Source organism: Stenotrophomonas sp. INTA L402-1 (assembly GCF_059295135.1).
In genome coordinates this window covers 45614-59112 of record NZ_JCAFWP010000016.1, presented here as the reverse complement: position 1 = coordinate 59112, position 13499 = coordinate 45614, and the positions used below count along the sequence as shown (strand labels likewise).

Below are 13499 nucleotides of genomic sequence, written 5' to 3'. Positions count from 1 at the left end.
GTGCACGACTCGGCGATGTTGCCGCCGCTGGATCAGTACTTGAAGCGGAAGTTGAGGTAGTACTGGCGGCCGTTGCTGTAGAACGAGGTCGGGATGGCCGCGGTCTGGTAGTACTTGTAGGTCGGGTTGTTGAGGTTGAGCGCATCGAAGCTGATGCTCAGCCAGTCGGTGGCCTTGTAGCTCAGCGATGCCGACAGCGTGCCGAAGTCATCCTGGTAGTACGGGTTGGCACCGGACAGGCCGATCAGGAACGACGAACGGCGCGTGTAGCTGACGCGTGCACCGAAGGTGTCGTTCTCGAAGTAGGCACCCACGTTGTAGGTGTTCTTCGAAGTGCCCAGCAGGTTGTCGGTTCCATCGGCCCAGGTGTGCTCGGTGCTGCCATCAGCGTAGGTGTAGTTGGCGTTGACGCCGAAGTATTCGCCGATCGGCTGTTCATAGGCCACTTCAATACCGCGTACCTTGCCGTCGGCATTGCGCGGGCGGGAGATGTTGTATTCCTCGAGGCGGTTGGTCAGCTCGCTGAACAGCATTTCCTTCTCGGTGCTGAAGGCCACGTAGTCCTTCAGGCGCATCGAGTACGCACCGATCGACAACATGCCGCGCGGCATGAAGTACCACTCCAGGTTGGCATCGAAGTTGGTCGACACCACCGGCTTCAGCTTCGGATTGCCGCCGCCGCCGGTACGGTTCAGGTCCGAACCGTAGGATGAAGCGCCCAGGGCCGAGAAGTCCGGCAGAGTCTGCGTCTGCGACGCAGCCACGCGCAGCACCAGATCGTCACGCAGGTCGTACTTGAAGTTGGCGCTCGGCAGCACACGGTTGTGCTTGTTCTCGAAGGCCTGGCGGGTCCAGGCACCGAACAGGCTGCTCACGTCCGGCACAGTCGAACCGGTGGCGGCCGCGTAGGTATCGATGTCCTGCTTGATGTTGACGTAGCGCAGGCCGACGTTGCCGCTCCAGCGGTCGCCGCTGAAATTGCCCTGCACGTAGGCAGCGAAGTTCTTCTCCGACACCTTCCATTCGGCGCCGTAGTTGTGGCGGCCAGTCGGGCCGTCATTGCCGGACAGCCAGGTGGAGTTGTTGGTCACTGCATCCTTCAGTGCACCTGGGGTGAAGTACCACAGGTCGCGCGGGAAGCTGCCACCGATGCCGTTGGCGAAGCCACCGGGGAAGTTGGCGGTCGCGCCGTTCTTCAGCGCATTCCAGATCGCGCCCGGGGTTGCGCCTTCCGGCGACTTGGCCTCGCGCTTGTGGTCGCCGAAGCGGGCGCCGAAATCGATCGAGTTCAGTACGCCGGCATCGGCGAAGTACTGGTTGAAATCGAGCGTGGCCCACTTTTCCTTGTCGATCGCGGTGACCTGCTGGTTGCCCCAGGTGCCGAAGTCGGTCACGCCGCCCGGACCGATGTTGCCACCGACGTTCCAGTCGATCGGCGAGCCGTTGCCATGGGTCGACCAGTTGGCGCCGCCACCGCGGGCCAGGTTGACCTCAGCGATGTACTGGCGCGGTGTATCGCCGGTGCCCTTGGTGTTGCCGGCCTGGAACTTCATGCCCAGGTTGTCGCTGATCTGCCAGTCGGCATCGAAGGTGATGTAGTTGGTCTTGGCCTTCGACTCGCGGTAGATCATGTCGTACACCGCGTAGTCGCGGTCGGCCTGGCCGGCGAAGGTGGCGTTGGTCAGTACGCCATCCTTGACGACGTAACCCGGATTGGGGGCCTGGCCCGGAATCAGGATCTTGTTGCCATTGGCATCTTCAACGGTGCGGTCGTTGAGGATGCGGCCGCCCCACAGCATGAAGTTGCGGTTGTAGTTGTTCGCCTTCAGTTCCGAGCTGAAGCCTTCCAGGCCCAGGGTCAGGTTGTCCATCGGCTTGAACTGCAGCGACACCAGGCCGCCCTTGCGCTCGCGGGTCTGTTCGAACAGGGTCGAGCCGAGCAGGCCCGGCGCGTACACGCCGGCCAGGTCCGGGTTGGACTTGGCCACGGTGCCATTCGGATCGATCTGGAAGAAGCCGCCCGGTACTTCCTGCGCTTCGCGGCGCAGCTCGCGCTTCTGGCTGAAGGCCTGCACCATCACGCCGAAGTTGCCTTCATCGTTTTTGTAGTTGAACAGCGCCGACAGCTGCGGGTCGTTCGACTTGGCCTGGTCCGAACGCACCATGCCGACCGAACCTTCTGCGGTGAACTGCTTGGAGAATTCCAGCGGCTTGCGGGTGAGGATGTTGACGGTGCCGGTGGTGCCGCCGTCCTGCAGCTTGGCCTGCGAGGACTTGTTCACTTCCACCGAGCGCACCAGTTCCGACGGCAGCAGCGAGTAGCTGACGCTGCGGCCGACGTTGTTGCCCTGGCTGAGCACGAACCAGTCGGCCGAGCCGACGGTATGGCCGTTGATCAGGGTCTGGGTCAGGCTCGGGCTGGTGCCGCGCAGGCTGACACGGTCGGCTTCGTCGAAGCCGCCTTCGTCGGCGCTGGACGAGCTGATGTTCACACCCGGCAGGCGCTGCAGGGTGTCGGCGACGTTGTGCGCGGGCAGCTTGCCCACGTCTTCGGCGGTGACCACTTCCACGCGCGCATTGGCTTCGCGCTTGGTATCCAGCGACTTTTCCATCGAACCACGGATGCCGGTGACCTGCACGGTATCCAGGTCGGTGGCGGTCTGGGTGGCCTGCTGCGCGTGCGCGCTGAAGGCGAGGCAGCTGACGATGGCGGCCGAAAGCAGGGTCTTGCGGGTGTTCATGATGTCTCTCCTCATCACTCGATTGGATGCCGGCGGCGGTGTTCGATTACGGTTGCGATGACATGCGCGGGGCGGCGGCGAAGTCCCGTGCGTTGGCGTGCCACGTACTGCGTGCTGCGATTGCGTTGAAGCCTGTTGCGGTATCAGGCGGCCGACTGCTGCAGGTACCAGCTGGCAGCGCCGACCACGCCCAACTGGCCGTGCTCGACGACCTTCACCGGGATGCGTGCCAGCGCTTCGCCCATCGGTCCCTTCTGCAGGTAGCGTTCGACGAAAGTGCTGGCGTGCAGGTATTCACGGATCTGCGGCAGGATGCCGCCGGCCAGGTAGACGCCACCGTGGGCGCCGTAGAACAGCGCCATGTCGCCGATGGTGCTGCCGAGCAGGCCGCAGAACACATCCAGCGCCTGGCGCGCATGTGCATCGCTGTCGGCCATGGCCGCAGCGGTGACCGCGTCGGGGCTGGCCAGGGTCGGCGCCTGGCCCTGCAGTGCGCACACCGCGCGGTACAGGTTCATCAGGCCCGGGCCGGAGATCGCGTGTTCGATCGACACGTGCGCGCGGTCGCGCTGCATGTGGCGGACGATGGCCATTTCCAGTTCGGTGCTGGCGGCCAGGGTCGGTTGCCCGGCTTCGGTCGGGAGCACGACCGGGCCGTGCGCGGTGGGGATCCACAGCGCGGCGCCGAGGCCGGTGCCGGGGCCGACCACCAGGGTCGGGCCGCGGGCGGCGGTTTCCGGTCCGCACAGGTGCAGCACGCCACTGGCGTCAACCTGCGCGGCGGCGTAGGCCACGGCTTCGAAGTCGTTGACGATGTAGACCCGCTGCAGGCCGACGTCGGCTTCCACCTGGCGCGCCGACAGCGGCCACGGCAGGTTGGCGGTGATCACCGTGCCGTCCTCGCGGGCGTAGCCGGCACTGGCGACCACGCAATGCGTGGGCCGCGGGCCTTCGCCGAGGAAGTCGGACAGGATCGCGCTGAGGCCGGCATGGTCGGCGTTGCGGTATTTGCGGTACTCCAGCACCTGCACCGGATGGGCGGCATCACCGCTGGCCTGGACCCGGGCCACGCGCACATGGGTGCCACCGACGTCGGCGGCCAGGAACGTCGGCGCGACTCGGGACAGGACATGGGCCGGGGCGGGGTGGCTGGCGGTCACGCGGGCTCCTGCTGCAGGTGGGGCCGGCCCCGGGATCGGGGGCGGCGATTGGGGCGGAGTCTGTAACCCCGCTGACAACGATGTCAACGAGTTCGTGACACTTTCGTTGCTGCATCGCAACGAATGCGACATGCAGTAAACGTTTACATGGCGTGAGTGCGGGTTTCACGTGGGAACCGTTGCCGCACATGGGCCAAGGCCTTCGGCGCATTCAGCACGATGCGTTGCGATTGGGTTGCGCAGTGCAGCACGAGGTTCACAGGGCTGCGCGTGGAAGTTGACAAACCGCGGCTGTCCATCGAAAGAATGTGACAACGTTGTTCCCAGCCACTCTCCGACGCCGTGTTCTGCGGCCGTCGCCGCAGGAGCCCTCCTGATGTCCGCCGTCCCCGCTGCAAGCGCGCGCCCGAACGTGGCCACCTCCATCGCCATCGTTGGCGTGTTGTTCTTCCTGATCGGCTTCTTCACCTGGCTCAACGGCCCGCTGATCACCTTCGTCAAGCTCGCCTTTGAACTCAGCGAGGTCGGCGCCTTCCTGGTGCTGATGGTGTTCTACCTGTCCTACTTCTTCCTGGCCCTGCCGGCGTCCTGGATCCTGCGCCGCACCGGCATGAAAAAGGGCCTGAGCCTGAGCCTGCTGGTGATGGCCGGTGGTGCTGCGTTGTTCGGTGAGTTCGCCACCCAGCGCTGGTACCCGGGCGCGCTTGGCGGCCTGTTCGTGATCGGCAGCGGCCTGGCCCTGCTGCAGACTGCGATCAACCCCTACATCTCCATCCTCGGCCCGATCGAAACGGCGGCACGCCGCATCGCGCTGATGGGCATCTGCAACAAGATCGCCGGCATGCTGGCGCCGGTGCTGATCGGCACGCTGGTGCTGCACGGCATCGGTGACCTCGATGCACAGGTGCAGGCGGCAGATGCAGTCACAAAGGCCGCGCTGCTGAACGAGTTTGCCGCCAAGATCCACACCCCGTACCTGGCGATGGCTGCGCTGCTGGTGGTGCTGGCGGTGGCGGTGCTGTTCTCGCCGCTGCCGGAAATCAAGTCGTCCGAAGCCAACGCCACGCCGGCGGCTGCCGGTGCCGCCGAGCGCCGCAGCATCTTCCAGTTCCCGCACCTGTGGCTGGGCGTGCTGTGCCTGTTCGTCTACGTGGGCGTGGAGGTGATGGCCGGTGATGCGATTGGTACTTACGGGCATGGCTTCGACCTGCCGCTGGACCAGACCAAGATGTTCACCTCGCTTACCCTTGGCGCGATGCTGGTCGGCTATGTGGTCGGCCTGCTGTTGATCCCCAAGGTCGTGTCGCAGTCGCGCTACCTGACCATTTCGGCGGTGCTGGGCGTGGTGTTCTGCCTGGGTGCCTGGGCCACCCACGGTTATGTGTCGGTGGCCTTCGTGGCCCTGCTGGGCTTCGCCAACGCCATGATGTGGCCGGCGATCTTCCCGCTGGCGATCCGCGGCCTGGGCCGTTTCACCGAGACCGGCTCGGCGCTGCTGGTGATGGGCATTGCCGGTGGCGCGATCATTCCGCAGCTGTTCGCCGTGCTCAAGCAGCACATCGACTTCCAGCTGGTGTTCGTGTTGCTGATGGTGCCGTGCTACCTGTACATCCTGTTCTACTCGGTGGTCGGCCACCGCGCCGGCCTGCCGCAGGACAAGGCCTGATCGGCGATGATGGACGGCAGCCAACCCCAGGGAAAACCCATGCGCAGAGCGACCATCAAGGACGTTGCGGAAAAGGCCAAGGTCTCGCTGAAGACGGTCTCGCGGGTGATCAACAACGAGCCTTCGGTGATGCAGGCCACCCGTGCGCGGGTGCTGCGTGCCATCGCCGAGCTCGATTACGAGCCCGATCCGTCCGCACGCAACCTGCGCAGCGGCACCACCTTCGTGATCGGGCTGGTCTACGACAACCCGAACCCGTACCACATCATCGGCGTGCAGAACGGCGTGCTGGCCGCGTGCCGCGAGACCGGCTTCGGCCTGCAGATCCATCCCTGCGATTCCAGCTCGCCGCTGCTGGCCGATGAACTGGCCGACTGGGTACAGCGTTCGCGCCTGGCCGGGTTGGTGCTGACCGCACCGATGTCCGAGCGCCGCGACCTGATCCAGGCGCTGACCGCGCGCGGCATCAAGCTGGTGCGCATCATTGCGGCCACCGAAGACCCGGCCGATGGTGCCTGCGTATTCGTCGACGACCGCGAGGCCGCCTACGAGATCACCGAGCACCTGATCCAGCTGGGCCACCAGCGCATCGGCTTCCTCTGGGGCGGCATCTCGCACCGCTCCTCGGGCGAACGCTATGCCGGTTACGAAGCCGCACTGAAGGACTACGGCATGACCGTGGACAAGCATCTGGTGGTGCAGGGCGACTACACCTTCGACGATGGTTTCCGTGGTGCGCGCCGCCTGCTGGCGCTACGCGAACCGCCCACGGCCATCTTCGGTTCCAACGACGAAATCGCCGCCGGCGTGCTGGCCGCCGCGAAGTCGGCCGGCATGAACGTGCCGTACGACCTGTCCATTGCCGGCTTCGAGGACAGCCCGTTCTCGCGCCAGTCATGGCCGCCGCTGACCACTGCCAAGCAGGCCACCGAAGACATCGCCCGCCATGCCGCGCGCCTGCTGATCGCCCAGCTGCGCAGCGACGCTTACGACGATGCACCGGCGCCACTGCACAACCAGGGCTTCGTGCCGCAGCTGGTGGTGCGCGGTTCGACCGCGCCGATGCGCCCGGCCGGCGCACGCCCCCTTCCTTCCGATCCTGCCTGAGCCTGCCATGTCGCTGTCAGACCCCACGTCCACCCTGATGTTCGCCGAAGCCGCTGAAGCGGCCGACGTGGTCGCGCGCCAGTTCTCGCGCAACCACGCCACCATGGAAACCCTGGCCGCCAGCCTGCGTGCGGCGCCGCCGCCGTTCGTGGTCACCTGCGCACGCGGCAGCTCCGACCATGCCGCCACCTATGGCAAGTACCTGCTGGAAACCCAGCTGGGCCTGGTGGTCGCATCGGCTTCGCCGTCGGTGGGTTCGGTCTATGCCGCACCGCTGCAGCTGCGTGGCGCGCTGTTCATCGTCATCTCGCAGTCGGGCAAGAGCCCGGACCTGCTGCGCAACGCGGAAGCTGCCAAGGCCGCCGGCGCGCGCGTGATCGCACTGGTCAACGTCGAGGATTCGCCGCTGGCGCAGCTGGCCGATACGGTCATTCCGCTGCATGCCGGTGCCGAGAAGAGTGTGGCGGCGACCAAGAGCTACCTGGCGTCCCTGGCCGCGCTGCTGCAGCTGGCTGCCTACTGGAAGCAGGACGCAAGCCTGCGTGCGGCGCTGGACCTGCTGCCGGACGCGATGCGCGAGGCCTGGCAGTGCGACTGGACGCCGGTGACCGAGGGCCTGGTCGAGGCGACCAACCTGTTCGTGCTCGGCCGTGGCCTGGGCCTGGGCGCGGCGCAGGAAGCTGCATTGAAGTTCAAGGAAACCTGCAGCCTGCATGCCGAAGCCTACAGCTCGGCCGAAGTGAAGCATGGCCCGATGGCGCTGGTCGACCGCGGTTTCCCGGTGCTGGCCTTTGCCCAGCCTGATGAAACCGGCGCCGGCACCCGTGCCGTCGTCGAAGAATTCACCGCGCGCGGTGCACAGGTGTGGATGGCCGGTGCCGGTGGCAACCTGCCGGTAGCGGCCGCGCCGCATCCGCTGTGCGCACCGCTGCTGACCGTGCAGAGCTTCTACCGCGCGATCAACGCGCTGGCGCTGCGTCGTGGCTTCAACCCGGACCTGCCGCCGCACCTGAACAAGGTCACGGAGACGGTGTGATGGCAACGGTCCTGCGCAATGCCCGCGTCCTTGCCGGCGACGAATTCCGCGATGATCTGGCGGTGGTGATCGAGCACGGCCGCATCAGCGCGTTGCTGCCCGATGCAGCGCCGCAGCTGGGCCAGGCCGCCGAGCAGGTTGATCTGGGCGGTGGCTGGCTGCTGCCCGGCTTCATCGATGTGCAGGTCAATGGTGGCGGCGGCGCGCTGTTCAACAACACGCCGGACGTGGCGTCGCTGCGGACCATCGCGCAGGCGCACCGCCGCTTCGGTACCACCGCGATGCTGCCGACGCTGATCAGCGATGACGTGGGCGTGATGCGTGAAGCCATCGATGCGTTGCGCGAGGCGATCGCGCAGGGTGTACCAGGCGTGATCGGCATCCATCTGGAAGGACCGTACATCGCGCCGGCCCGCAAGGGTACGCACGATGCCAGCAAGTTCCGTGTGCCAGACGAAGCAGAGATCGCGCTGGCCGCATCGCTGGACAACGGCGTGACCCTGCTGACGCTGGCACCGGAACGCGTGCCGCTGGAAACCATTCGTGCGTTGGTCGAGCGCGGCGTGATCGTTGCCGCCGGCCACACCGCAGGCACCTATGAAGAGATCCGCGCCGGCCTGGATGCCGGCGTGCGTGGCTTCACCCATCTGTACAACGCGATGTCCCCGCTGCAGGGGCGTGAGCCCGGTGCGGTCGGCGCTGCGCTGGAAGACCGCGACAGCTGGATCGGCATCATTGTCGATGGCGTGCATGTGCATCCGGCCAGCCTGCGCGTGGCGCTGGCGGCCAAGCCACGCGGCCGCCTGCTGCTGGTCACCGATGCGATGCCGCCGGTCGGTGCCGACGATCCCAGTTACGTGCTGTACGGCGAAACCATCACCGCCATCGATGGCGTGGTGCGCAATGCGGCCGGTTCGCTGGCCGGTTCGGCGCTGGACATGGCCACTGCCGTGCGCAACACCGTGCAGCTCCTCGGCCAGCCGCTGGCCGAAGCCGCGCGCATGGCCTCGACCTATCCGGCGCAGTTCCTCAACGTTGACGATCGTCTGGGCCACATCGCCGAGGGCTACCAGGCCGACCTGGTGCTGCTGGACGATGCCCTGCAGGTGCGTGGCACCTGGATTGCCGGACAATACGAGGCCGCCTGATGAACAGTATGCCGCCGCGCCGCTTGGGCTCGATCGATGCCCTGCGCGGCATCACCGTGGCGGCAATGCTGCTGGTCAACAACCCGGGTGACTGGAGCGCGGTGTTCGCGCCGCTGCGTCATTCGGAATGGCATGGCTGCACGCCTACCGATCTGGTGTTCCCGTTCTTCCTGTTCCTGGTCGGCGTGTCGATGGCCTTCAGCGTGGCGCCACGCGCGCTGGACGCGTCGGCGCGACCGGCATTGGCACGCGGCGTGCTGGAACGCGCGCTGCGCATCCTGCTGGCCGGAGCGCTGCTGCACCTGCTGATCTGGTGGGCGCTGGATACCCATCACTTCCGCATATGGGGCGTACTGCAGCGGATCGCGGTATGCGCGGCGCTGGTGGGCGTGCTCGCGGTGTATGCGCTGCCGCGCGTGCAGGTCGGTGCGCTGATCGTGCTGTTGGTGGGGTACACCGTACTGCTGCTCGGCATCGGTGACCTTGCGCCGTGGACCAATCCGGCCAGTCGTCTGGATACCGCGCTGTTCGCACCGTGGATCTATCAATGGCACGCCGATACCGGGCTCGGCCATGACCCGGAAGGGCTGCTGAGCACGCTGGGCGCGTTGGCCAGCACGGTGCTTGGCCTGCTGGCGGGTGGCCTGCTGCGCAACCGGCGCACTGCTGCGTTGGCTGGGCTGGGCGCGGTTGCTGCCGTGCTGGGCTTGCTGCTGGCCGTGGTACTGCCGTTGAACAAGCAGCTGTGGACGCCCAGCTACGTGCTGTGGACCGGCGGCCTTGCGGCGCTGGCGCTGTGGCTGGGCTACGTACTGATTGACCAGAAGGGCTGGCCGGCACTCGGCCGGCGCTTCGGGGTCAATGCGATCACCGCGTATCTCGGGGCATCGGTGATGTCGGTGGTGTTGATGGCCACCGGCGCCTGGGGCTGGATCTGGCAGCAGTTGGCCACCGCGATGCCGCAGACGCTGGAGCTGGCGTCGATGCTGCAGGCGCTGGTGTTCGTCGCACTGTGGTGGGGCGTGGCGTGGTGGCTGGACCGGCGGAAGATCTATCTGAAGATCTGACCCCATCCGCCAACGGCATCCACGCATGGCGTGGATCTACCAGGTGCCATGAGTGAATCGATTGGCGATGCAGGGTCAGTAGATCCACGCCATGCGTGGATGCTTTGCGCGTGATTCCCAAGTTCCGAAAAAATGAACGATTTCAGGCACATCACATTGGCGTGAGGACCGGGCGTTTTCACATCTGAACTGTGATTCTCTGCACGCAAGTTCACCTGTCGAAACGCTTCACCACACGGCAGACTGCAAGCGCAGTGCCGCACATACGCAGTTCCTGATTTCCCGTCCAGGAGTGCCCCATGTCCCGTGCCGTTCCGCGTGCGTTCCGCCCGCGCCGCCTTGCTGTTTCCGTGTTGCAGGCCCTCGCCGTTCCGTCCCTGCTTCTGACGACCGCCGGCGTCGCCTGGGCGGGCTGCAACAACCCGGCACCGACCGCCGGCCAGACGGTCACCTGTGATGCCAACGCACCGAATCCGCAGACCGTTCCCATCACTGCCAGTGGCGTGGCCGGAATCACCGTCAACGTCGCCAATGGTGCCCAGTTGCAGCAGAATGGTGGTGGATCGGCCATCGCGCTGGTCGGTGCCGGCGGGCACCTGCTGTCAAACCAGGGCGCGATCAGTTCAGTGGGCGGTGTGGCCGTGCAGCTTGGGGGCGGCAGCCGCGTCGAGAACCTTGGCAGCATCAGCACCGGCAACACCATCGCCCTGCAGTTCGTCGGTGGCGGTAACAGCGTGTTGATCAACCGCGGAGCCATCAGTGGCCGCACAGGCGTGCAGTTCGATGCCGGCAACGATCGCCTCGAGATGCAGGCCGGCAGCATCGCCGGAGGTGTCCTGCAGGGTGATGGCAACGATGTGCTGCAGCTCAGCGACGGTACGATCGACAGCGTCGACCAGGGCACCGGTGATGACCAGGTGACCGTCACCGGCGGCACCGTCACCGGTGTGGTGGTGCAGGGCAGCGGCCGCGATGATTTCGTCATGAGTGGCGGCACGATCGGCGCGCTGCAGCAGGGCGACAACATCGATACCTTCCGCATGAGCGGTGGCCGCATCATCGGTGCGTTCGAGGATGGCGACCAGGCCTGGATGACCGCTGGCCGCGTCGGCCGCGTCAACATGAAGCTGGACAAGAATCTGTGGGATCAGTCCGGCGGCATCGTTGAGGGCAACGTGGTCACCGGCTTCGACACCGACACCATCATCATCTCGGGTACGGCCTACATCGGCGGCAATATCAGTGTCAGTGGTGGTGCCGATAGCGTGACCATCACCGATGGCACCGTGCGCGGCCAGGTACTGCTCAGCACCGGCAACGACACCTTCAACTGGAACGGCGGCGGCATCGTCTACGGCGCGATCGACTTGGGGCCGGACAACGACGTGGCCAACCTCAGCAACCTCAACCAGGGCAACCTTGGTGCAGTGCCGCTGTTCGACGGTGGCAGTGGCATCGATCAGCTCAACTTCAACAACGTCAAGGCTGCGGGCGTGGGACGCTTCCAGAACTGGGAGACAATCAGCCTGGCCAACAGCACCGAGCTGACCTTCGATGTTGATCTGGTGCTGGGTGACAGCGGAACCGGCACCGGCACGCTCACGGTGGATGACACCAGCACTGTCTACGCGGGCAGTGGCGGCCATGCCGTCCGTCCGTTCAACAGTGGCGGACTGGTGGAGATGGTCAATGCCGGGCGCATCGACCTGACCGGTGCCGGCGCCGGCGACGTGTTCACCGTGCGTGGCAACTACCGCGGTGACGGTGGCGGCCTGTACCTGCGTACCGTGCTGGGTGCGGACAATTCCACCAGCGATCGACTGGTGATCGATGGCGGTGCCGCCACCGGCACGACCGGCATCGGCGTCATCAACGCTGGAGGCAGTGGAGCGGCCACGTTGGCCGATGGCATCCTGTTGGTGCAGGCGTTGAATGGTGGTCGCACCGCGCCGGGCGCGTTTTCGCTGTTCGCACCGGTGGCAGCCGGTGCCTACGAGTACTTCCTGTTCAAGGGCGGTGTCAGTGCCGGTACCAGCGAGAACTGGTACCTGCGCTCGACCGTGGTGGCCGGCCCGGCACCGGCGCCCAACGGAAGCGGTATCAATGGCGCACCGCCGCCGCCGACACCACCCGTCGCACCCCCACCACCGATCACCCCGGCACCGCCACCGCCGCCCGAAGGTGCAACCGATCCGGATCTGACCGCAGGCGAGACCGCGCCGCCACCACCGCCGCCGGAACCCGTACCGGTGGCGCCGCCCAGTGATCCAGCGGTGCCGGACGTGCCGGTGGCTGGCGGAGCGCTGCCCGGAACCGGTGCGCCGCCGACGCCGGGTGCACGCCCCGCCGAGGGCGCAGTGGTACCGCTGTACCGCGTGGAAACCGCCACCTACGCCGTGGTGCCGCCGCTGCTGCGCGAGACCTCGCTGGCCAGCCTCGGTACCTTCCACGAGCGGCAGGGCGAACAACACCTGCTGTACAACCAGGGTGCATTCCGCACCGCGTGGGGCCGGTTGGTGGGGCAGAGCAGCGAGATCCACTGGAAGGGTGATGCGAAGCCCGGCTTCGATGGCGATGTGATGGGCCTGCAGGCCGGTCTGGATGTGTGGGCCGCAGCGTCTGACAATCATCGCAACCAGATCGGCGTGTTCGTCGGCCGCACCCGCGCGCAGGGCAAGACCACCGGCCTGGCACTCGGCTGGGAGAACGTGCAGGTGGGGCAGAACCGCTTGGACGACAAGCACGTGGGCCTGTACTGGACGTTCACCGACAGCAGCGGGGGCTACATCGACGCCGTGGCGATGCAGAGCCGCTACGACGGCCGCGTGCGTTCTTCGCGTGGACTCGGCTTCGGGATCAAGGGCGATGGCACCAGCGTATCGGTGGAAGCCGGCAAGCCGCTGCTGCACGTCGGTCAGTCCGCATGGTGGCTGGAACCGCAGGTACAGGTGATCTGGCAGCGCACCGCGCTGGACGACCGCCGCGATGAAGTATCGAGCGTGCGTTTCGACAACGACAATGCCTGGACCGGCCGCATCGGCCTGCGCCTGGCCGGCGACTACCAGTTGGCCGACAACGGCTGGCAACCGTACTTCAAGCTCAACTACTGGCATGGCCGTTCCGGCGAGGACCGCGTCGGCTTCGACAACGACACGATCATCAATTCGCAGCGCTCGCGTGCACTGGAAGCAGGCGTAGGTGTGGTCGGGCGTTTCAATCGCACCATCAGCGCCTATGCCGTGGCCGACTACACACGCGAGCTGGGCGGCGACCGCAACGAGAAGCGCCGCATCATCGAAGGCAACATCGGCCTGCGCGCGAACTGGTAGCGCCGGGCCATGCCCGGCGGCATGACCCGCTCTGGTGGGTGTCGACCTTGGTCGGCACAGATTCCACCGGCGCCCTGACCCTGCTCTGGTAGGTGTCGACCTTGGTCGGCACGGATTCCACCGGCGCCATGACCTTGCTCTGGTGGGTGTCGACCTTGGTCGGCACAGATTCCACCGGCGCCATGACCTTGCTCTGGTAGGTGCCGACCTTGGTCGGCACGACTCTCTCCGCTGCCATGACCCTG

General features: G+C 66.3%; 9 protein-coding genes. 6 read left to right on the top strand and 3 right to left on the bottom strand.

Annotated features, from left to right (window positions below):
• Positions 1 to 32 precede the first annotated feature (32 nt).
• Both AC5O77_RS11190 and AC5O77_RS11185 read right to left on the bottom strand, forming a co-directional pair.
• Positions 33 to 2741 carry a TonB-dependent receptor gene (locus tag AC5O77_RS11190; protein WP_121504374.1) on the bottom strand — a complete coding sequence of 903 codons (2709 nt, stop codon included), beginning with the start codon at positions 2739 to 2741 and terminating at the stop codon, positions 33 to 35.
• Between the two features lie 143 nt (positions 2742 to 2884).
• The gene (locus AC5O77_RS11185; RefSeq protein ID WP_032130422.1) at positions 2885 to 3901 is read right to left on the bottom strand and encodes a glucokinase family protein; all 1017 of its coding nucleotides are present in this window, start codon (positions 3899 to 3901) and stop codon (positions 2885 to 2887) included.
• Positions 3902 to 4277: 376 nt separating this feature from the next.
• Here AC5O77_RS11185 and AC5O77_RS11180 point away from each other — a divergent pair, with 376 nt between their 5' ends.
• The 6 genes from AC5O77_RS11180 (at position 4278) to AC5O77_RS11155 (ending at position 13254) form a co-directional block, all read left to right on the top strand.
• A complete protein-coding gene (locus AC5O77_RS11180; protein ID WP_032128949.1) occupies positions 4278 to 5567 on the top strand; it encodes a sugar MFS transporter in 1290 nt (429 codons plus the stop codon).
• 39 nt (positions 5568 to 5606) lie between these two features.
• Positions 5607 to 6674, top strand: a complete 1068-nt coding sequence (locus AC5O77_RS11175) for a LacI family DNA-binding transcriptional regulator (RefSeq protein ID WP_006391719.1) — start codon at positions 5607 to 5609, stop codon at positions 6672 to 6674.
• A gap of 7 nt (positions 6675 to 6681) precedes the next feature.
• On the top strand, positions 6682 to 7710 hold the full coding sequence (locus tag AC5O77_RS11170) for an SIS domain-containing protein (RefSeq protein ID WP_049400482.1): 1029 nt from the start codon (positions 6682 to 6684) through the stop codon (positions 7708 to 7710).
• A complete protein-coding gene (gene nagA / locus AC5O77_RS11165) occupies positions 7710 to 8858 on the top strand; it encodes an N-acetylglucosamine-6-phosphate deacetylase (protein ID WP_012512109.1) in 1149 nt (382 codons plus the stop codon). The genes AC5O77_RS11170 and nagA overlap by 1 nt, the downstream gene beginning before the upstream one ends.
• On the top strand, positions 8858 to 9925 hold the full coding sequence (locus AC5O77_RS11160; RefSeq protein ID WP_494506816.1) for an acyltransferase family protein: 1068 nt from the start codon (positions 8858 to 8860) through the stop codon (positions 9923 to 9925). The genes nagA and AC5O77_RS11160 overlap by 1 nt, the downstream gene beginning before the upstream one ends.
• A 299-nt stretch (positions 9926 to 10224) precedes the next feature.
• On the top strand, positions 10225 to 13254 hold the full coding sequence (locus tag AC5O77_RS11155) for an autotransporter family protein (RefSeq protein ID WP_494506815.1): 3030 nt from the start codon (positions 10225 to 10227) through the stop codon (positions 13252 to 13254).
• Here the strand turns inward: AC5O77_RS11155 and AC5O77_RS11150 are convergent.
• The gene (locus AC5O77_RS11150) at positions 13217 to 13474 is read right to left on the bottom strand and encodes a hypothetical protein (RefSeq protein WP_494506814.1); all 258 of its coding nucleotides are present in this window, start codon (positions 13472 to 13474) and stop codon (positions 13217 to 13219) included. The two genes, AC5O77_RS11155 and AC5O77_RS11150, sit on opposite strands and share 38 nt — an antisense overlap.
• Positions 13475 to 13499 lie beyond the last annotated feature (25 nt).

Bases quoted from the DNA above. Each gene is read 5' to 3' on its own strand.
- AC5O77_RS11190 (WP_121504374.1), bottom strand. From the start codon at position 2,741: ATGAACACCCGCAAGACCCTGCTTTCGGCCGCCATCGTCAGCTGCCTC.
- AC5O77_RS11180 (WP_032128949.1), top strand. From the start codon at position 4,278: ATGTCCGCCGTCCCCGCTGCAAGCGCGCGCCCGAACGTGGCCACCTCC.
- AC5O77_RS11175 (WP_006391719.1), top strand. From the start codon at position 5,607: ATGCGCAGAGCGACCATCAAGGACGTTGCGGAAAAGGCCAAGGTCTCG.
- AC5O77_RS11170 (WP_049400482.1), top strand. From the start codon at position 6,682: ATGTCGCTGTCAGACCCCACGTCCACCCTGATGTTCGCCGAAGCCGCT.
- nagA (WP_012512109.1), top strand. From the start codon at position 7,710: ATGGCAACGGTCCTGCGCAATGCCCGCGTCCTTGCCGGCGACGAATTC.
- AC5O77_RS11160 (WP_494506816.1), top strand. From the start codon at position 8,858: ATGAACAGTATGCCGCCGCGCCGCTTGGGCTCGATCGATGCCCTGCGC.
- AC5O77_RS11155 (WP_494506815.1), top strand. From the start codon at position 10,225: ATGTCCCGTGCCGTTCCGCGTGCGTTCCGCCCGCGCCGCCTTGCTGTT.